Source organism: Cupriavidus sp. FW305-F7 (genome assembly GCF_058782875.1).
The window spans coordinates 150,470-170,079 of sequence record NZ_JBYSYC010000005.1 but is presented as its reverse complement, the minus strand read 5'-3'; the positions used below and the strand labels follow the sequence as shown (position 1 = coordinate 170,079).

At 67.5% G+C, this 19,610-nt stretch carries 17 protein-coding genes; 14 read left to right on the top strand and 3 right to left on the bottom strand.

The genetic code is table 11. From position 1 onward, the window contains the following. Positions 1 to 16: 16 nt before the first annotated feature. The 11 genes from blaOXA (at position 17) to AC3WL8_RS06850 (ending at position 12,239) form a co-directional block, all read left to right on the top strand. The gene (blaOXA, locus tag AC3WL8_RS06900) at positions 17 to 856 is read left to right on the top strand and encodes an OXA-1206 family carbapenem-hydrolyzing class D beta-lactamase (RefSeq protein WP_492378040.1); all 840 of its coding nucleotides are present in this window, start codon (positions 17 to 19) and stop codon (positions 854 to 856) included. A gap of 948 nt (positions 857 to 1,804) precedes the next feature. After that, positions 1,805 to 1,954: a hypothetical protein gene (locus AC3WL8_RS06895; RefSeq protein WP_492378039.1), complete on the top strand. Its 150-nt coding sequence runs from the start codon at positions 1,805 to 1,807 to the stop codon at positions 1,952 to 1,954. A 198-nt stretch (positions 1,955 to 2,152) separates the two neighbouring features. Then, a complete protein-coding gene (locus AC3WL8_RS06890; protein WP_013953150.1) occupies positions 2,153 to 3,421 on the top strand; it encodes an ROK family protein in 1,269 nt (422 codons plus the stop codon). A gap of 19 nt (positions 3,422 to 3,440) precedes the next feature. After that, the gene (locus AC3WL8_RS06885) at positions 3,441 to 5,003 is read left to right on the top strand and encodes a sugar ABC transporter ATP-binding protein (protein ID WP_153953575.1); all 1,563 of its coding nucleotides are present in this window, start codon (positions 3,441 to 3,443) and stop codon (positions 5,001 to 5,003) included. A gap of 79 nt (positions 5,004 to 5,082) precedes the next feature. After that, positions 5,083 to 6,114 carry an ABC transporter permease subunit gene (locus tag AC3WL8_RS06880; protein WP_013953152.1) on the top strand — a complete coding sequence of 344 codons (1,032 nt, stop codon included), beginning with the start codon at positions 5,083 to 5,085 and terminating at the stop codon, positions 6,112 to 6,114. Between the two features lie 91 nt (positions 6,115 to 6,205). After that, positions 6,206 to 7,126, top strand: coding sequence for an ABC transporter substrate-binding protein (locus tag AC3WL8_RS06875; RefSeq protein ID WP_228772350.1), 921 nt, complete (start codon positions 6,206 to 6,208; stop codon positions 7,124 to 7,126). A 44-nt stretch (positions 7,127 to 7,170) separates the two neighbouring features. Continuing rightward, positions 7,171 to 8,667: a glucose-6-phosphate dehydrogenase gene (gene zwf / locus AC3WL8_RS06870; protein ID WP_492378038.1), complete on the top strand. Its 1,497-nt coding sequence runs from the start codon at positions 7,171 to 7,173 to the stop codon at positions 8,665 to 8,667. A 24-nt stretch (positions 8,668 to 8,691) separates the two neighbouring features. Next, positions 8,692 to 10,326, top strand: coding sequence for a glucose-6-phosphate isomerase (gene pgi / locus AC3WL8_RS06865; RefSeq protein ID WP_492378037.1), 1,635 nt, complete (start codon positions 8,692 to 8,694; stop codon positions 10,324 to 10,326). 28 nt (positions 10,327 to 10,354) lie between these two features. Beyond that, positions 10,355 to 11,266 carry a carbohydrate kinase family protein gene (locus AC3WL8_RS06860; protein ID WP_153953510.1) on the top strand — a complete coding sequence of 304 codons (912 nt, stop codon included), beginning with the start codon at positions 10,355 to 10,357 and terminating at the stop codon, positions 11,264 to 11,266. A 253-nt stretch (positions 11,267 to 11,519) separates the two neighbouring features. Continuing rightward, a complete protein-coding gene (locus AC3WL8_RS06855) occupies positions 11,520 to 11,873 on the top strand; it encodes a toxin-antitoxin system TumE family protein (RefSeq protein WP_153953509.1) in 354 nt (117 codons plus the stop codon). Further along, positions 11,874 to 12,239, top strand: a complete 366-nt coding sequence (locus tag AC3WL8_RS06850; protein WP_112776617.1) for an HVO_A0114 family putative DNA-binding protein — start codon at positions 11,874 to 11,876, stop codon at positions 12,237 to 12,239. Between the two features lie 42 nt (positions 12,240 to 12,281). Here AC3WL8_RS06850 and AC3WL8_RS06845 read toward each other — a convergent pair whose 3' ends face one another. Then, positions 12,282 to 12,995, bottom strand: coding sequence for a PA4824 family protein (locus AC3WL8_RS06845; protein WP_153953508.1), 714 nt, complete (start codon positions 12,993 to 12,995; stop codon positions 12,282 to 12,284). 447 nt (positions 12,996 to 13,442) lie between these two features. Here AC3WL8_RS06845 and AC3WL8_RS06840 point away from each other — a divergent pair, with 447 nt between their 5' ends. The 3 genes from AC3WL8_RS06840 to AC3WL8_RS06830 all read left to right on the top strand — a co-directional run bounded on the left by AC3WL8_RS06840 (position 13,443) and on the right by AC3WL8_RS06830 (position 16,987). Further along, on the top strand, positions 13,443 to 14,768 hold the full coding sequence (locus AC3WL8_RS06840; protein WP_013953160.1) for an MFS transporter: 1,326 nt from the start codon (positions 13,443 to 13,445) through the stop codon (positions 14,766 to 14,768). A gap of 1 nt (position 14,769) precedes the next feature. Then, positions 14,770 to 16,008, top strand: a complete 1,239-nt coding sequence (locus tag AC3WL8_RS06835) for a metal-dependent hydrolase family protein (RefSeq protein WP_153953507.1) — start codon at positions 14,770 to 14,772, stop codon at positions 16,006 to 16,008. Between the two features lie 73 nt (positions 16,009 to 16,081). Continuing rightward, the gene (locus AC3WL8_RS06830) at positions 16,082 to 16,987 is read left to right on the top strand and encodes a LysR substrate-binding domain-containing protein (RefSeq protein ID WP_013953162.1); all 906 of its coding nucleotides are present in this window, start codon (positions 16,082 to 16,084) and stop codon (positions 16,985 to 16,987) included. A 4-nt stretch (positions 16,988 to 16,991) separates the two neighbouring features. Here AC3WL8_RS06830 and AC3WL8_RS06825 read toward each other — a convergent pair whose 3' ends face one another. Both AC3WL8_RS06825 and AC3WL8_RS06820 read right to left on the bottom strand, forming a co-directional pair. Next, positions 16,992 to 17,963, bottom strand: a complete 972-nt coding sequence (locus tag AC3WL8_RS06825) for a Bug family tripartite tricarboxylate transporter substrate binding protein (RefSeq protein WP_153953505.1) — start codon at positions 17,961 to 17,963, stop codon at positions 16,992 to 16,994. A 204-nt stretch (positions 17,964 to 18,167) separates the two neighbouring features. Next, positions 18,168 to 19,589, bottom strand: coding sequence for an MFS transporter (locus AC3WL8_RS06820; RefSeq protein WP_228772337.1), 1,422 nt, complete (start codon positions 19,587 to 19,589; stop codon positions 18,168 to 18,170). Positions 19,590 to 19,610: the final 21 nt, after the last annotated feature.

Sequence of the window (19,610 nt, the reverse complement as noted above, 5' to 3'; positions counted from 1 at the left end):
ACTCCTCTGCACAGCCATGAACAATCATCTTGCTCGTTTGCTGACACCGATGGCGATCGGCCTCGGCCTGCTTGCCGCCACCGTGCCCGCCCTGGCGGCACCGAAAGAAGTCCCGCTGGATGCCGCGGCGCTGTTCCGCCAGGCCGATGCCACCGGCACCATGGTGATCTACGACCTGCGGCGCGACCGCATGCTGACCTACAACAAGCCGCGTGCGTCCACGCAGTACTCGCCGGCGTCGACCTTCAAGATCCTGAACTCGATGATCGGCCTGGAGAGCGGCGCCGTGGCCGACGTCGACCATGACAAGCTGCCGTGGGACGGCAAGGTCTGGCTGGTCGGCGGCAAGGCCATCCTGCCCGAGGCCTGCAACGCTGACGTGCCGCTGCGCGTGGCCTTCCCCAACTCCTGCGTGCCGGCCTACCAGGCGCTGGCGCGGCGGGTTGGCAGCGCGGCCTACCAGCGCTACCTGACTGCGTCGCACTATGGCAATGCCAACAGTTCAGGCCAGGTCGACCGCTTCTGGCTGAACGGCACGCTGCAGATTTCCGCCTACCAGCAGATCGACTTCCTGAAGGGCGTGGTGCAGCGCACGCTGCCCTTCTCGCCAACCACCTTCAAGGCCGTGGACGACATTACGGTGATGGAGCGCACCGCCGCCTACACCCTGCACGCCAAGACCGGCTGGGCCGATTCGGCCAGGCCGGCGGTGGGCTGGCTGGTGGGCTGGGTTGAGCGTGGCGATGATGACTACCTGTTTGCGCTCAATCTCGACATGCTGCGGCCCGAGCACGCCAAGGCGCGCATGGAGATCGCACGCGCGGCGCTGCGGCAGGCGGGCGCGTTGCCGGATTGACGCTTCCGAAGGCGGCCGCCGGATGCGCGGCCGCCTGTAGCCACTACCCTAGACACTTCATTCAGGCATTTTCTCCCCCGTATTTCAGATCCGTCTGATTTACCTGCCAACCCCGGATCGATAGCTTGGCTGGTCGGCATTTCCCACCGCGTCGCCCGACGCAACCAATCCGTAATGGGATCCGCCGGCGCCTGTATGCAACGGGAAAGCAAGACCGTTCCCACAATCCGGAGGTGAAATCCAATGAGAAAATAGCCATGCCGGCAGCCCTGCTGTCGGCCATCGCGTTGCTGGCCGCCTGTGGCGGCGGCGGGGACAATGCGACGCCCACACCGGCGCCACAAACGCCACCGTCTGAAAATAGTCCGGCACCGGCACCCGGGCCAAAGCCGGATCCAGCACCGCAACCTGAACCCACTGGCGAGCTACGGCCGAGCCTGAGCGCACCGCAACCGGGCTCGACGGCAGCCGTCGGCAATGACAGCGAAGGTCTCTGGGTCGGCGTCATGAACGCCACGCTGGTCGACAACAGCGGGAAGTTCGTGCACGCGAGACTGACGGGCGTGCTGGGAGGCGCGTTCCAGTTCTCTGGTTCGACCTGGACACTGGGCCCCGGCACGCTGTACGAAACCGGCTTTGCCTACCCGGCCACCGGGGCCGGCACCATTACCCCGGGCCAGCGCTTTGACGGCAATTTCGTCGCCACGCCAGGCAACCCTACCAATGTGCTATCCGGTACCTACGATCCGTCCAGCGCGCTAGCCGTGGACCACGGCTGCCATCGCCGGCAACGTCACCGGTACCTATACCAGCGGCACCCGCATTTGCGACCTGCAGGGCACGGCAACGCTTGCCACCCCGGGATCGGCCAAGAACCTGTATGCGGTCAGGACCGTTGCCGAAAACTCCACGCAGCCGGGCAGCACCGGCTGCGCGCTGTCGACTGGCGTGCCGCACAAGGGCTTTGCCGCGCTCCGCCTGATGCCGGCCGACGGCAGCATCATCGTGAACAGCAGCACGCGCTATGCGCGCACGCTGGTGATGGCCGGCAGCACCGGGACCGGCGGGTATTTCACCATGCAGATGACCAAACAATAAGCCCGCTCCCGGGCAGCACCCCGGCGGTCCCCCTGCGCACGGACCGCCGCTTTCTTCCGCATCCGAGCCACGACAGTGGCTTCCCCATCACCTGGCGCCCAGGCGCCGCATCCGCCCTCCGGGTTTCCCCGCGGTTGAGTTCTGCGCTCTCATATCATTTAATTCAAGGTGAATTAATTAATAGCGGACGGAGACAAGATGACCGCATCCAAAGCGGGCCGTGGCGTGAATTCCGCCAGCCTGCGCCTGTACAACGAACGCGCGCTGCTGCTGGCGCTGCGCCGTGCCGGCGAGGCCTCCAAGGCTGATCTGGCGCGGATGGCGCAGCTGACCAATACGGCGGTGGGCAGCATCGTGCAGACCCTGTCCGAGGAAGGCCTGGTCGAGCAGTCCGGGCGCCGCACGGAAGGCCAGCGCGGCCAGCCCGCCAGCCTGATCCGGCTGCAGCCCAAGGGCGCCTTCGGCATTGGCGTACGGCTGGACCGCGGGAGCATCGAGGTGGTGATGGTGGACTTTGCCGGCCATATCCTGGCCAGCCGCGCCCACCAGCTGGTCCTGCCCCACCCTGACCAGGCGCTGGACATGGTGCGGCACGATATTGCCGAGCTGCGCGCCCTGCTCACCCCCGCCGAACAGAAGCGGCTGCTGGGCATCGGCGTGGCGCAGCCCTATAACCTGGGTGCCTGGCTGCGCGAGCTGGACGTACAGGGCGAGGCCTTCCAGGCAAGCTTCCGCGCCTGGGACCAGGCTGACTTCCCGGCAATGCTCAACGCCGCCACCGGCTTGCCGGTCTTCGGCGAGAACGACGGCACCGCCGCCGCGGTGGCCGAGCTGTTCTACGGGCGCCACCATGCCCAGCATTTCCTCTACGTCTTCCTTGGCCCCGCCATCGGCGGCGGCGTGGTGCTCAATGGCGACTGCGTGCGCGGTGTCTCCGGCAATGCCGGCGATATCGCGATGATGCCGGTGCCGCCCAGCACCCTGCCCTCCGCGCCGGGTGCCGCCGGCAACGGCAAGCGGCGTGACATCCTGATCTCGCGCGCGTCGCTCAACGCGTTGACCCGCCACCTGCGCCACCACGGCGTGGTGGTCAACGGCCATGCCGACCTTCAGCGCCAGGTCGAGCTGGGCCACCCCGCGGTCGAGGAATGGATTGCCGACTGCGTCGATGCGCTGGCGCCTGCGCTGCAGTCCGCCCTCGCCGTGCTCGACGTGCCGCTGGTGATCTTCGATGCCGATATCGACGGCGGCCTGGTCGCCACGCTGATCGCGCGCCTGCAGCAGGCGCTGGATGAAGGCGCCCCCGAAGCCCGCGCGCCCGCCACCGTGGTGCGCGGCTGCTTTGGCGCCAACGCCGGCGCGGTGGGTGCCGCGTCGCTGCCGATGTTCATGAACTTCTCGCCGCGCGCCGAGCTGCTACGGGGTGCGTCTGCCATCGTTCCGGAGGCCAGCCATGCCATTGTCTGAAGCACCGCGTACCTCGCCCATGCCAGCGCACCTGCATGGCGGCCATGCGGGCCCCGCCCCGCTGCTCGAGCTGCGCAATATCTCCAAGACCTTCCCCGGGGTGAAGGCGCTCAGCAACATGGAGCTGACCGTCTACGCCGGCGAAGTCCATGCCCTGATGGGCGAAAACGGCGCGGGCAAATCCACGCTGATGAAGATCCTGTCCGGCGCCTATATCGCCGACCCGGGCGGCGAGTGCCGCATCAGCGGCGAGCCGGTGGCCATCGACGGCCCGGCCACGGCGCGTGCCCACGGCGTGGCCGTGATCTACCAGGAGCTGAGCCTGGCGCCCAACCTGAGCGTGGCCGAGAACATCTACCTGGGCCGCCACCTGCACCACCGCGGCATGGTCGACCGCGCCGCCATGGCGCGCGCCTGCGAGGCCACGCTGGCCCGGCTGGGCGCGGACTTCACGCCGCAGACGCCGGTGCATACGCTGTCGATCGCGCAGCGCCAGCTGGTGGAGATTGCGCGCGCGGTGCATTTCGAGACCCGCATCCTGGTGATGGACGAGCCCACCACGCCGCTGTCCACCCGCGAGACCGACCGCCTGTTCGCGCTGATCCGTCAGCTGCGCGCCGAAGGCATGGCCATCATCTACATCAGCCACCGCATGGCGGAGATCGATGAGCTGGCCGACCGCGTCACCGTGCTGCGCGACGGCTGCTTTGTCGGCACGCTCACGCGTGAGGCGCTGACGCAGGCGGCGCTGGTCAAGATGATGGTCGGGCGCGACCTGTCCGGCTTCTACACCAAGACCCATGGCGAGGCCGCGCCGGGCGAGATCATGCTGTCGGTGCGCAATATGTCCGATGGCCGGCGCGTGCGCGGCTGCAGCTTCGACCTGCGCGCCGGCGAGGTGCTGGGCCTGGCCGGGCTGGTGGGCGCCGGGCGCACCGAGCTGGCGCGGCTGGTCTTCGGCGCCGATGCCCGCACCGATGGCGCCGTGTTCGTGGCCGGCACGCCGCTGGCCGTCACCGGCCCGCGCCAGTCAATCGATGCCGGCATTGCCTACCTGACCGAAGACCGCAAGCTGCAGGGCCTGTTCCTGGACCAGAGCGTGCACGAGAACATCAACCTGATCGTGGCCGCGCGCGATGCGCTGCGGGGCGGGCGCCTGAACCGCGCCAGCGCGCGCCAGCGCACCGCCGCGGCGATCCGCTCGCTCGGCATCCGCGTGGCGCACCCGCAGGTCAACGTGGGATCGCTGTCCGGCGGCAACCAGCAGAAGGTGATGCTGTCGCGCCTGCTGGAAACCCGGCCGCGCGTGCTGATCCTGGACGAGCCCACGCGCGGCGTGGATATCGGCGCCAAGGCCGAGATCTACCGGCTCATCAATGAGCTGGCGCGCTCCGGCGTGGCGGTGCTGATGATTTCCAGCGAACTGCCCGAGGTGGTCGGCCTGTGCGACCGCGTGCTGGTGATGCGCGAAGGCGAGCTGGCCGGCGAAGTGCCGGGCTGCGCCGATGCCGCCGCCATGCAGGAACAGATCATTGCGCTGGCAACCGGCGCCGGCGAGCAACAGCCCCCGGTCTTGCATTGAACCGCTGAATTCCCGTACAGGCCGGCAAAGAACGGCCGCACCGGGGCGGCATCCCGCCTCGCAGCATCAGGAGACACTTATGCGCAATCCCCTCTCATCCACGTCCCATGCGGCCCATGGCGTCACCGCCCAGGCTTCCACACCGCTGGCGCGCGCCACCGGGCGCGCCACCACGCAGGAACGCCTGCGCGCACTAGGCATGCTGCCGGTGCTGGTGCTGCTCTGCCTGGGCTTCACGCTGCTGACCGAGAACTTCGCCAGCCTGCAGAACCTGTCGATCATCGCCCAGCAGGCGTCGATCAACCTGGTGTTGGCCGCGGGCATGACCTTCGTGATCCTGACCGGCGGCATCGACCTGTCGGTGGGATCGATCCTGTCGGTGTCGGCGGTGGTGGCGATGCTGGTCTCGCTGATGCCGCAACTGGCGGCGCTGAGCGTGCCGGCAGCGCTGCTGTGCGGGCTGCTGTTCGGACTGGTCAATGGCGCGCTGATCGCCTTCATGAAGCTGCCGCCGTTCATCGTGACGCTGGGCAGCCTGACCGCGGTACGCGGGCTGGCGCGGCTGGTCGGCAACGACAGCACGGTCTACAACCCGGATATCTCGTTCGCCTTTATCGGCAACGGCGATCTGCTGGGTATCCCCTGGCTGGTGGTGATTGCCATTGCGGTGGTCGCGGTGTCGTGGCTGGTGCTGCGCCGCACGGTGCTGGGGCTGCAGATCTACGCGGTCGGCGGCAATGCCGAGGCGGCGCGCCTGTCGGGCATCAAGGTATGGGTGGTGCTGCTGTTCGTCTATGCGGTGTCGGGCCTGCTGTCGGGGCTGGGCGGCGTGATGTCGGCGTCGCGGCTTTATGCGGCCAACGGGCTGCAGCTGGGGCAGTCCTATGAGCTGGATGCGATCGCCGCGGTGATCCTGGGCGGCACCAGCTTTGTCGGCGGGGTCGGATCGATTGCCGGCACGCTGGTGGGCGCGCTGATCATTGCGGTGCTGTCCAACGGGCTGATCCTGCTGGGCGTGTCGGATATCTGGCAATACATCATCAAGGGCCTGGTGATCATCGGCGCGGTCGCGCTCGACCGCTATCGCCAGAAGGGCTCCGCCCGTACCTGACACGCTGCCGGACAGGAGAAACATTGTGATCCAACCCATCCTCAAAGCCCTGGCGGCCGGCGTGCTGGCCGCTCTGTGCGCTGCACCGGCCATGGCTCAGGCGCCCGCGCAAGACGCACACGCTTCGGATGCCCAGGCCCCGCAACGTCCGCTCAGGAAGGTAGGCGTGACGCTGGGCTCGCTGGGCAATCCATATTTCGTCGCACTGGGCCGCGGTGCCGAGGCCGCGGCCCGGCAGGTCAACCCGAAGGTAAAGGTCACCGTGCTGTCGGCGGACTACGACCTGAACAAGCAGTTCATGCACATCGACAGCTTTATCGTCGCCGGCGTCGACCTGATCCTGATCAACGCCGCCGACGCCCGCGCCATCGAGCCGGCGGTACGCAAGGCGCGCAAGGCCGGGATCGTGGTGGTGGCGGTCGATGTGGCCGCCGCCGGCGCCGATGCCACCGTGCAGACCGACAACACCCAGGCCGGCGAACTCGCCTGCGGCTTTATCGCCGACCGGCTCAAGGGCCGCGGCAACGTCATCATCCAGAACGGCCCGCCGGTATCGGCAGTGTTGGATCGGGTCAAGGGCTGCAAGACTGTGCTGGCGCGCCATCCCGATATCCGCATCCTGTCCGACGACCAGGATGCCAAGGGCTCCCGCGAAGGCGGGCTGAACGTGATGCAGCTGTACCTGACGCGCTTTCCCAAGGTGGACGCGGTCTTCACCATCAACGACCCGCAGGCCGTGGGCGCGGACCTGGCCGCGCGCCAGCTTAACCGCCGCGGCATCGTGATTGCCTCGGTCGACGGCGCGCCTGACATCGAAGCGGCGCTCAAGGCCGACACCCTGGTGCAGGCCTCGGCCAGCCAGGACCCGTGGGCCATTGCCCGCACGGCGGTGCAACTGGGCGTGGGCATGATGAATGGCCAGCGCCCGCCCAACCCGACCGTGCTGCTGCCGTCCACGCTGGTGACGCGCGCCAATGTCGGCCAGTACAAGGGCTGGGCCGCGCCGCGGTAAGCGGCATGGCCGGTCCCTCCACCCCTTCCACTATTTTCTGATCCATGATGGCTAGCCACCCTGCCGGCGCTCCGGCACCTGAACCTGCCCCGGAGTTCGATTTCGTATTGTTCGGCGCCACCGGCGACCTGGCGCGGCGCAAGCTGCTGCCGGCGCTGTTCGATGCCCACGCCGCCGGTTCGCTGCATCCGCGCGGACGCATCCTGGCCCTGGGCAGCCAGCCGCTGTCGCATGATGCCTACCTGGCGATGCTCGACGACGAAGTACTGCCCGCGCTGGCGGGCAACGCCGCGGCCGCAGCCTGGCAGGGTTTTCTCGACCGCATCCTGTACCTGCAGGTGGATGCCAACGCCGATGCCGGCTCCGATGCGCTGGCCGAGCTGGTCAATGCGCGCGCGGCGCCGGTGGTGGTGTTCTACCTGGCCACGGCCCCGCACCTGTTCGTCACCATCTGCGAGCAACTGGCGCGCGTGGGCCTGACCGGCCAGCGCAGCCGCATCGTGCTGGAAAAGCCGCTCGGGCACGATCTGGCCTCGTCCGAGGCCATCAATGCCGAAGTGGCGCGGCACTTTGCCGAGGACCAGATCTACCGGATCGACCACTACCTGGGCAAGGAGTCGGTGCAGAACCTGATGGCGGTGCGCTTTGGCAACGTACTGTTCGAGCCGCTGTGGCGGCGCGAATGGGTGCGGCAGGTGCAGATCACCATCGCCGAAGAACTGGGCGTGGAGCGCCGCGGCAACTTCTACGACGGCATCGGCGCGCTGCGCGACATGGTGCAGAACCACCTGCTGCAGCTGCTGTGCATGGTCGCGATGGAGCCGCCCACGAGCCTGTCGGAAGACGCCATCCGCGACGAGAAGCTCAAGATCCTGAAGGCGCTGCGGCCGATCCGGCCGGAAGACGTCGCCGAGAAGGTGGTGCGCGGGCAATACGCCCGTGGCGCCGCCGGCGGCGACCCCGTGCCCGGCTATGCCAGTGAGCCCGGGATCGCGCCCGACAGCCGCACCGAGACCTTCGTCGCCATCCGCGCCGAGATCGCCAACTGGCGCTGGGCCGGGGTGCCGTTCTACCTGCGCACCGGCAAGCGCATGCAGTCGCGCGTGGCGGAGATCGTGATCCATTTCCACGACGTGCCCTACCCGCTGTTCCCGCATCCGCTGGGGGTCATGTCCGGCAACCGGCTGGTGATCACGCTGCAGCCCGAGGAAAGCATCCGGCTGTATTTCCTGACCAAGCAGCCGGGCGACACGCAGGCACTGATTCCCGCGTCCCTCGACCTGCAACTGAACACTGCCGCCCCACGTGTGCGGCGCGTGGGCGCGTACGAGCGCCTGCTGCTCGACGTGATCCGCGGCCGGCTGGGCCTGTTCGTGCGGCGCGATGAGCAGGTGCAGGCATGGCGCTGGGTCGCGCCCATCCTGAAGACGTGGGAGAACTCGCCCACGCCACCCAAGCCTTACACCGCCGGCACCTGGGGCCCGGCGGCCTCCAGTGCCCTGCTGTCGCGAGACAGCATGGCCTGGCATGAAGAGATGTAGCCCACGTATTGCGGAGTATCCAAGATGACCACTTCCCTACCCGCCTGGCAAGCCCTGCGCGCGCACGCCGACACCCTGCGCGGCACCCATATGCGCGACTGGTTCGACGGCCCGCGCGGCCCGCTGCGCGCCGAGCGCTTCACCGCCGAAGCCTGCGGCCTGACGCTGGACTACGCCAAGAACCGCATCACCGACGAAACGCTGGCGTTGCTGTTCACCCTGGCTGGCCAGGCGCGCGTGGCCGAGCGGCGCGACGCCATGTTCGGCGGCGAACCGGTCAACACCACCGAGCACCGCGCCGCACTGCATATCGCGCTGCGCGCCTATCCGGAGGATGGCTATCGCGCGCTCGGCGTACCCGTGGGCGCAGACGTCGCCACGGTGCTGGCGCAGATCGAGCGCTTTGCCAATGCGGTGCGCAGTGGCGCCTGGACCGGGTTCGATGGCCGAGCGATCACCGACGTCGTCAATATCGGCATCGGCGGTTCGGACCTGGGCCCGCGCATGGTCTGCCGCGCGCTGGGCGATGCACAAACCACCGGCCCGCGCATGCACTTTGTCGCCAATGTCGACGGCAGCGATCTGGCACGCACGCTGTCCGGGCTGGATGCCGCCACCACGCTGGTGATCGTCTGCTCCAAGACCTTCACCACGCTGGAAACCATGGCCAACGCCTGCACTGCGCGCGACTGGTTCCTGCAGCAAGGCGTGACCCGTGCCGGGCTGGCGCGGCATTTCGTGGCGGTGTCGACCAACCGCGATGCGGTGGCCGAATTCGGCATCGACCCGGCCAATATGTTCCCGTTCTGGGACTGGGTGGGCGGACGCTTCTCGCTGTGGTCGGCGGTAGGCTTGTCGATCGCCGTCGCCATCGGCTTCGAGCGCTTCCGGCAATTGCTGGACGGCGCGCGCGCGATGGACCTGCATTTCGCCAGCGCATCGCCCGAGCGCAACCTGCCGATGATCCTAGGCCTGCTCGATGTCTGGTACCGCAGCTTCCTCGGTGCCGGCAGCCGCTGCGTGGCGCCCTACTGCGAGCCGCTGGAACTGCTGCCGGCCTTCCTGCAGCAACTGGAAATGGAAAGCAACGGCAAATCCGTGCGGCTCGACGGCGGCGCGCTCGATGCGGGCTCGGCTGCGGTGGTGTGGGGCACGACCGGCACCAACGGCCAGCACGCCTACTTCCAGATGATGCATCAGGGTTCCCAACTGGTTCCGGTAGACTTCATCGCCACGCTGGAACCCGTGAGCGACTTGCCCGGCCACCATACCAAGCTGCTGGCCAACTGCTTTGCACAGGGCGAAGCGCTGCTGCGCGGGCGCACCGCCGACGAAGTGCGCGCCGAGGGCGTGCGCGACGAAGTGCTGGTGCCGCACCTGGTATTCGAGGGCAACCGGCCCAGCAACACGCTGCTGCTGCAGCGGCTGGACCCGTACCACCTGGGCGCGCTGCTGGCGCTGTCGGAACACCGCACCTTCGTGCAGGGTGCGCTGTGGCAGATCAATTCGTTTGACCAGTGGGGCGTGGAACTCGGCAAGAAGCTGGCCGCGCCGATCCAGCGCGAACTGGAAGGCACCGCCGGAGCCGCCGCGCATGATGCCTCGACCGCCGCACTGATCCGCCGCGCCCAGGCAGTGCGGGCAACGGCCGCAAGCTAACCCGCGGCAGACAACACAGGAGACTCCGATGTCCACGCCCCTTCCCCGCTATGTCGTGTTCGGCGAAGCCCTGACCGACATGGTCCGCCAGGCCGACGGCAGCTGGCTGGGTCTGCCCGGCGGCTCATGCTGGAACGTGGCGCGCGTTGGCGCCCGGCTGGGCATTGCGACCGCCTTTGCGGGCGCCGTCAGCCAGGACCTGTTCGGCGATGACCTGGCCCAGGCCAGTGCTGACGCCGGCCTGGACGGCCGCTTCCTGCAGCGGGTGGCGCGCTCGCCGTTCCTGGCCTTTGTCGCGTCACGCCATCCGCCGCAGTACTTCTTTGTCGGGGACGACAGCGCGGACCTGCATTTCGACCCGGCCCGCTTGCCAGAGGGCTGGCGCCAGGCGGCAGAGGTGATCCACTTCGGCTCCATCAGCCTGGTGCGCCAGCCGCTGGCGGCACGGCTGTGTGAAGAAGCCACGCTGGCCGCAACGGCGGGCAAGCGCATTGCCTTCGACCCCAACTTCCGGGACCTGATGCGCGCACCGGGCTACGCCAACGTCCTCGCACACATGCTGCGACTGGCCAGCTACGTCAAGATCTCCGACGAAGACCTGGCCGGGCTCTTTCCCGCGCTCGATACCGACGCGGCACTGGCACAGGTACGCGCCATGGCGCCCGATGCAACCGTCATGCTGACGCGCGGCGCGCATGGCATGACGTTGCTCAAGGGCAGTATTGTCGTCGAGCAGCCCGCGCTCGCAGTTGATGTGGCCGATACCGTCGGCTGTGGCGATGCGGCGATGGGCGGCTGGATGGCCGGCGTGCTGTCCGGCGCGGCGGGCGACCTTGCCGCACAGGCGCGGCTGGCTGCCGCCGCGGCGGCCATTGCTGCGACCCGGGCCGGCGCGTATCCGCCGCGACGCGAGGAAGTGGAAGAATTACTGGCTGCCTGAAGGGCCGGCGACAGGAGCCGCAAGCGATCAGCAATGGGAAAGCCGGTGCCAGCAAGGAAAGCCCTTTGGGAAAGCTCTGAATATGCGCCAGATTTCCAGAAAATAACCTCCTCGTTACATTGTCGGTGGCAAAGTGATGTGCTAGCCAGACGAGCCTTGGCCACAGGCAAACGTTGTTCGAGCGTCCTATGGGCGTACGAAACTATGCAAGCGGTCGGGCTCGCCATACTTATCACACTATGATAGCATACCTATGCGCGACCGTAGCCTCGACACACTATTGGACCTGGATGGGCTCCGCTTCGTCATAGATGACGAAAGCTTGCATTGGGTGAAAATCGTGGTGCGCACCTGCCCTATCTCGCAGGAACGCCCTCACGGACTGAGGTATTCGCTGACACTGCATGACAGGATTGGCTGCCGTTTGCTTGGTTTTGACAATGCGCACGGCATCAATGAGGGATCCGGGCCAGGAGTGCGGACGCGCATTGAGTACGGCCACCAGCACATGGCGGCGGGCGTTCGATTCTACGACTACCAGGATGCTTCCACGTTGCTGGAAGATTTCTGGACAGAGGTCGACAAGATCCTGCAGCAAAAGGAGTGAATGATGAGCGGCAACCTCAAGATTGGCATCGCCTCACTGGAAGACTTCAAGGCCCGCACCATGGCGATCGCCCGCGGCAAACTCAAGCCCGGAAAGGATGAGCCCAAGGTCTGGTTTCAATCGCTGGACGTGCTGGCAAAGGTCCTGTCCCCCGCCAATCGCCAATTGCTTGCGCTGATCGCGGAAACGAATCCTGAATCGCTCGAAGAGCTATCGCAGAAGACCGGACGCGCCGTGTCGAACCTGTCGCGGACCCTCCGCACGATGGAGGGCTACGGCTTGATTCACTTTGAACAAGGGCCACGCCGCAGGCTTGCTCCGCGCGTTGACTACAGCGGCGTGGAGCTTGAGCTTGCTTTTCACTAGCGTCCGCTGACATGGTTGGCGGCATGGCCGGCGCGCTTGCCACTACGGCAGGAACGCCGGCGACAGCAGCCGCAGCCCGATCGTAAAGAAGCGCGCGCCGGTACCGCCGCCGAACACGTTGCCGTAGGTGGTATCGACCTGCACGCGGTCCTGCACCACCCAGAAACGGAATCCCGCCTGGAATAACGGCTTGCCGCGGTTCTCGCCGAAGGTTTCGGCAACCAGGAACACGCGCGGGTGCAGTGCCGTCTCCGTGCCGAAACCCCATGTCATGCGCGTCTGGTTGTTCTCGGTGTCGCGGTTGGCGCCGACGTTCAGGTGCGCGACGAAGCGGTCGTCGGCAAACGAGACCGACACCGGCACATTGAGATACAGGTTGCCGAACAGCTTGCGTTGCTCGGCATTGGGATGATGAATAAGGCCAGCGGACAGCGCAATGCCATAGCCGTTGGTCTCCAGCGGCTTCAGCAGCGTCTTGGCCTGGAACTGCACATTGGTGGCATCCAGCCCGCCATCGATCCGCTGCAGCGATCCGCCCAGCGTCAGTTCCAGGTTGCCGGTGGGATTGCACCCCGGCAGCGCCCAGAGTTCATTGCCGCCGGACTGGAACTGCATCCACGATTCCAGCTGGCAGGACTTGGGATCGACGATGCGGGCATCGTCGGTGATCAGCGGCCGGGCCGCGAGCGCTGGCCGGCAGGCCGCGGCCACGATGGCCACTGTGGCCAGACGCACGAAGAACTGGTGCCACACCATGGCAACCCTCCTGACAAATACCGCCACATGGCCGCGAACGTTACGCGCAGGCCATGACAAGACATTGAAGGACAGGAAGGGAGGAACGGCACCGGCGGGCGCAGGCTTGCACCTGGCCAACGGGGGACACTGCGGGGCGCGATGGCGGCACCGCAGCGAAAGACGACTGCAGTGGCTCAGCGCACCCCGGCGGCCCGGGAAACTCCCCTTCCGCGAGAATGACTGGGACAACTGTCCACGGATAACTCCGCTGATAAGAACGGGGCGCAGTGTAATGGCAGGCCAGCGGCGCGGTCAACCCGAGCCATGCGCCACGCGCATGCATTCATGCGGAGATATCGCTACCGTCTGCGCCCCGCCTTCTCCTAACATCGGCTGCACCATCTGCCAGGCCGGCTGAGACGACACCGGCCCTCGCCCCCGGCAGCTGCCACAGAGGAGGAACCCATGCAAAACAGTGCTGCGCCCACGAGCGCACCCTACACACCAGCAGCGCCAGCGGCGCCCGCCATCCAGCCCAGCCAGCGCCGCCGCGCCATCATCGCCACGGTGATCGGCAATGGCCTGGAATGGTTCGATTTCACCGTCTACAGCTTCTTCGCGGTCATCATCGCGAAGCTGTTCTTTCCCACCGGCGACGACCTCAGTTCGCTGCTGCTGGCCGTGGCCACCTTCGGCGTGGGCTTCTTCATGCGCCCGGTGGGCGGCATCGTGCTGGGCATCTACGCCGACCGCGTGGGTCGCAAGGCAGCACTGTCGCTGACCATCCTGCTGATGGCGCTGGGCACCACGCTGATCGGCATTGCGCCGACCTATGACCAGGTCGGCATCTTGGCCCCGCTGCTGATCGTGATCGCGCGCCTGATGCAGGGCTTCTCCGCCGGCGGCGAGATGGGCGGCGCCACCGCCTTCCTGACCGAGTACGCCCCGGCGCGCCAGCGTGCCTACTACTCCAGCTGGATCCAGGCCAGCATCGGCGTGGCCGTGCTGCTGGGCGCGGCGGTGGGCACCTTTGTCACCAGTTCACTGAGCACCGAGGCGCTCAACAGCTGGGGCTGGCGCCTGCCGTTCCTGCTGGGCATCGTGATCGGCCCGGTGGGCTACTACATCCGCCACCACCTCGATGAAACCCCGACCTTCCGCGACAACGCCGAGCGCGCCGATTCACCGCTGAAGGAAATCGTGCAGGCCTACCCGCGCGAGACCCTGGCCAGCTTCTCGATGGTGATCCTGTGGACGGTGTGCACCTATGTGCTGCTGTTCTACATGCCGACCTACGCGGTCAAGGTGCTGAAGGTGCCGCAGGCCGACGGCTTTATCGCCGGCATGGCTGGCGGCAGCGCCATCATGGTGTTCGCGCCGCTGGTTGGCCTGCTGGCAGACCGTATCGGCCGGCGCGTGCTGCTGAGCGGCTCGGCGCTGCTAATCCTGGTGCTGGCGTGGCCGATGTTCACCTTCATCAACCATGTACCCGGACTGTCGTCGCTGCTGGTGTTCCAGCTGGTGTTCGGCGTGCTGATCGCCACCTACACCGGCCCGATCCTGGCGGCCTTCTCCGAGCTGTTCCCGGCGCGCGTGCTGTCGACCGGCCTGTCGGTCGCCTACAACTTCGCGGTGACGATCTTCGGCGGCTTTGCCTCGTTCATCATCACCTGGCTGATCGCCACCACCGGCAGCAGCATGGCCCCGGCCATCTACGTGATGATCGCCGCCGCCATCAGCCTGGTCGGCACCCGTTTCGTGCGCGAACCTTCCTACCTGCAACAACGCTGATATGTCCCAGAGTCCCCAGATCCTTTTCCACGGCGGCGATGTGCTCGAACCCGGCACGGGCGAGCTGCTGCGCAGCCACGACGTGCTGGTTGAAGGCGAGCGCATTGCCGCGGTCGGCCCGGCCATCGATGCCCCCAGCGCACAGCGCATCGACACGCGCGGCAAGACCGTGATGCCCGGCCTGATCGACTGCCACGTGCACGTGCTGGCCTCGCTGGCCAACCTCGGCCTGAACGCGGTGCAGCCCAACGTGCTGGTGGCTATCCGCGCGCTGCCGATCATGCAGCGCATGCTGGAGCGCGGCTTCACCACCGTGCGCGATGCCGGCGGCGCCGACTGGGGCCTGTCGCAGGCGGTTGCCACGGGGCTGGTGCCGGGGCCGCGCATCTTTGCGTCGGGCAAGGCGCTGTCGCAGACCGGCGGCCATGGTGATTTCCGTCCGCGCTCAGATGTGCTCGAGCCCTGTTCGTGCGCCTTCCGCGCCGGTGCCATCGCGCGCGTGGTGGATGGCGTCGATGCCGTGCGCCTGGCCGTGCGCGAAGAAATCCAGAAAGGGGCCAGCCAGATCAAGATCATGGCCTCGGGCGGCGTGGCCTCGCCCACCGACCCGATCGGCAACACCCAGTACAGCGAAGACGAGATCCGCGCGATCGTGGCCGAAGCCGAAGCCGCACAGACCTATGTGATGGCCCACGCCTACACCGGCCGCGCCATCACGCGCGCGGTGCGCTGCGGCGTGCGCACCATCGAGCACGGCAACCTGGTCGACCGCGCTGCCGCCGACGAGATGCGCAAGCACGGCGCCTTCGCGGTGCCGACGCTGGTCACCTACGACGCGCTTGCGCGCGACGGCGCCCGCCTGGGCCTGCCGGCCGATTCGGTAGCCAAGATCGAGACCGTGCGCCAGGCCGGCCGCGACTCGCTGCGCATCTATGCCGATGCCGGCGTGCCGATGGGCTATGGCTCGGACTTGCTGGGCGAGATGCACGACCACCAGGCCGAAGAGTTCCGCATCCGCGCCGAGCTGCTCGGCAATCTGGAAGCGATCCGCTCGGCCACCTCGATCGCCGCCGCCATCCTGCAGCGCGAAGGCGAGCTTGGCACCGTGCGCGCCGGCGCGCTGGCCGACCTGCTGCTGGTCGACGGCAACCCGCTGGCCGATATCGGCCTGATCGCCGGCCAGGGCGAGCGCCTGAGCGTGGTGATGCAGGCCGGCCGCATCCACCGCCGCGAAGGCTGACCCAGGCGGCGCGCCCCTCCCGCTGGCCTACACCGGCGGTCTATCATGGGGGCCTCTCTGACCGGAAGCCCCCATGCGCATTTCCCCGCTCCCGCCCCTGCCCAACCTGGTCGCGTTTGAAGCCGCGATGCGCCACGGCAGCTTCACCCGCGCCGCGGCCGAACTGCACCTGACCCAAAGTGCGATCAGCCGCCAGGTGGCCCAGCTGGAACACTTTCTCGGGCGCAAGCTCTTTATCCGCGAACCGCGCGCGCTGCGCCTGACCGTCAGCGGCCAGCGCTATGCCGAGGTGGTGCAGCGCCTGCTGGTGGGCTGCGCCGAAGCAACCGAAGACGTGATGAAGGTGCGCAGCCATACCGCCTTGACAGTGGCGTGCTCCAGCGGCGTTGCGGTGCTGTGGCTGACGCCGCGGCTGACCTCGTTCCGCGAGGCGCACCCCGAGATCCAGCTGCGCCTGACCGTCAACGACAGCCTGGCGTCACTGTCGCCGGCGGAGTTCGATATCGGCATGTACTACCTGCGCGAGGGTCCTCCGCCCGGACTGGCGGCGCGACGGCTGTATGGCGAGGAAGTGTTCCCGGTGTGTGCGCCGGGCTACCTGAACGGCCGCACGCTGGCCCCGGCCGCGCTGGCCAATGAAACGCTGCTGATGCTCGACGACGGCCAGCGCCAGTGGATGTCCTGGCAGACCTGGCTGGCCAGCCAGGGCCTGCCCGATGCCACGCTGCGCAACGTGCTGACCTCCAACCAGTACCCGATCCTGCTGCAGCTGGCCATGGAAGGCCAGGGCATCGTGCTGGGTTGGCGCCATATGATCGACGCCTGCCTGCGCGAAGGCCTGCTGGTGCGCGCCAGCGACGCCAGCGCCAGCCTGGGCGGCGGCTACTACGCGGTGTGGCCGCGCGACCGGATGGAACCGGCCGCGGCACGCGCGTTCCGCAGCTGGCTGGTGCGGCAGGCGACGCCTGCACCAGCCTGAGCCCTCACGATCCAGCCTTGTAGTTCGTATCCTTGACGATCTTGACCCACCGCGCCGCATCCTCGGCAATGGTCGCGGCGAACTGCTCCGGCGTGCCACCCACCACCTCATAGTCGATCGCTGCCAGGCGCTGCTTGATCTCGGGCTGCGCCAGGATGCGGTTCACTTCCTGGTTCAGCCGCGTGACAATCTCCTTGGGCGTGCCGGCCGGCGCCAACAGGCCCGCCCAGGAATTGAAGGCCATGCCGTCATAGCCGGCCTCATGCATGGTCGGCACATCCGGCAGCGCGGGCGAGCGCTTGGACGCGAACACCGCCAGCGGGCGCAGCTTGCCGGCCTTGATCATCGCCATGCCGTTGAACGGGTCGATGGTCATGTCGACCTCCCCCGCCACCACCGCCTGCATCTGCGGCCCGGTGCCGCGGTAAGACACGCTGACAACGTCCGGCGTGCCCGCCGCGGACTTGAAGGTGGCGCCGATCAGCTCGATCATGCTGCTGCCGGCCGACAGGCTCAGCGGCTTGGTCTTCGACTTGGCCAGCGCCACGAACTCCTGCACGGTCTTGGCCGGCACCGACGGGTGGACCACCATCACGAAGCCGATATTGCTGATCTGCGAGATCGGCGCAAAGCTCTTCAGCGGCTCATAGCCCGCCTTGTACAGCACCGGGCTGAGGGTCTGCGCGCCGGCGCTGTTCAGCAGCAGCGTGTAGCCGTCCGGCGCCGCGCGCGCCACGATGTCCGTGCCGATGATACCGTTGGCGCCGGGGCGGTTTTCCACCACCACCGACTGCTTGAGCGCTTCGCCCAGCTTCTGCGAAATCAGCCGCGCCACCACATCGGTGGCCCCGCCTGGCGCAAACGGCACCACCATACGGATCGGCTTGCTGGGATAGGTGTCACTCCAGGCCAGCGCGGGCATCGCGCCCAGCACGGCGGCGCACAGCATCAGGCGGCGGCGCGAGTTCGGTCTCATCGGGTTGTCTCCTGGACGGCGGTTGTCGGAAGCCGTTGCCGGCAAGGCCAGCCTAGGGCCGGGACCTGCCATTATTCATATTTATGAATTGAATTTTACGCACATAAATTATCCCGTCAACCAAGGGTATGTGCGGACAGGCGCTGACCGGCGAGTGCTGCGTGGACGGACGCGCGCCCCGATGGCAAGCCCTTATGCCTCGCTCTATTTGCGAAACGGGGTAGCGGCTTCGATACGGGTGAGGTCTGCCCCGACTTCGGGCTCCGGGATTCTGACCGCAACCTGGACGCGCCCGGTCCGGTAGATGCCGATCGCCGCGACCACTGCCGGAATCGCCAGCAGGAGGTAGAGCGCCGCATTGCTCCATCCCGCCGATAGCAGCAATGCGCCGCCGAGCGAGCCTGCGATGGCCCCTACCCGGCCAATACCGAGTGCCCAGGCCACGCCAGTCGCGCGGCTCGACGTCGGATAGAACGCCGACGCCAGCACATTGGCGCAGACCTGCGATCCGCTCACGCAGAAGCCGGTGACGAAGATCGCGGCCGCCACTGCCGTGGGCGCGCTCACCGAAGCCAGGCATACCACGGCGATGGCACCCAGCGTGTAGGCGCCGGCCACCACGGCATAGGGATTGAACCTGTCGAGCAGCACGCCCAGTACGATGGCACCCAGCACGCCGCCGCCCTGCAGCAACCCCGCGAGCATCGATGCTTCTTTCAGCGAGAGGCCGCTGCGCTGTACCAGGATCGGCAGCCAGTTGATCATCAGGTACAGCAACAGCAGGCTGCAGAAGAATGCCAGCCACAGCCACAACGTCCCCTGCCGGTAGCGCGGCGCGAAGAGCTGGCTGACCGGAGAGCTGGGGCCCTCAGGCTCGTCGGTGACGTAGCGCTGGCCGCCCGTGACCCGGCTTGCATCGATGCGTGCCAAGGTGGCGGCGATCCGTGCCTGCATGCCTTCACGCGTGGCCAGGTAGCGCACCGATTCCGGCAAGGCCAGCGCCAGTACCGGGACCAGCGCCAGCGGTAGCACACCGCCCAGCGCCAGCACGCCGCGCCAGCCGGCCTGCTCGATCAGATACGCGGTCACCACGCCACCCAGCGCGGAGCCAAGGGAGAATCCGCAGAACATGATCGTCAGCAACATGCCACGGCGACGCGACGGGCTGAACTCGGCGGTCAACGTGATCGCATTGGGCATGGCGCCGCCCAGGCCCATCCCGGTCAGGAACCGCAGCGCGATCAGCCAGCCGATGCCTGGCGCCGCGGCAGATGCCGCACAGGCAGCACCGAACCACGCCACCGACATGACCAGCACGCGACGCCGGCCAATGCGATCAGCCAGCGGACCGCAGAGAAAAGCGCCGGTCATCAGCCCGAGCAGGCCGGCAGAGAAGAGCGGCCCCAGGGCCACCACCGACAGCGACCATTCGCTGCGGATATGGGGAGCAAGAAAGCCAATGATGGCGATGTCGAAGCCGTCCAGTGCCACGATCGCGAAGCACAACGCGATGGTGCGCAACTGCAGCGATGAGAGGCGTGCCGCGTCGATGAATTCGCGTACGTTGACGGTGGCGCGCACAGGCGCGCCGGCCGCCGCGCCTTGGGGGGCGGATGGGGCTGTCATGTTGTCTCCCGGGATGGTCGG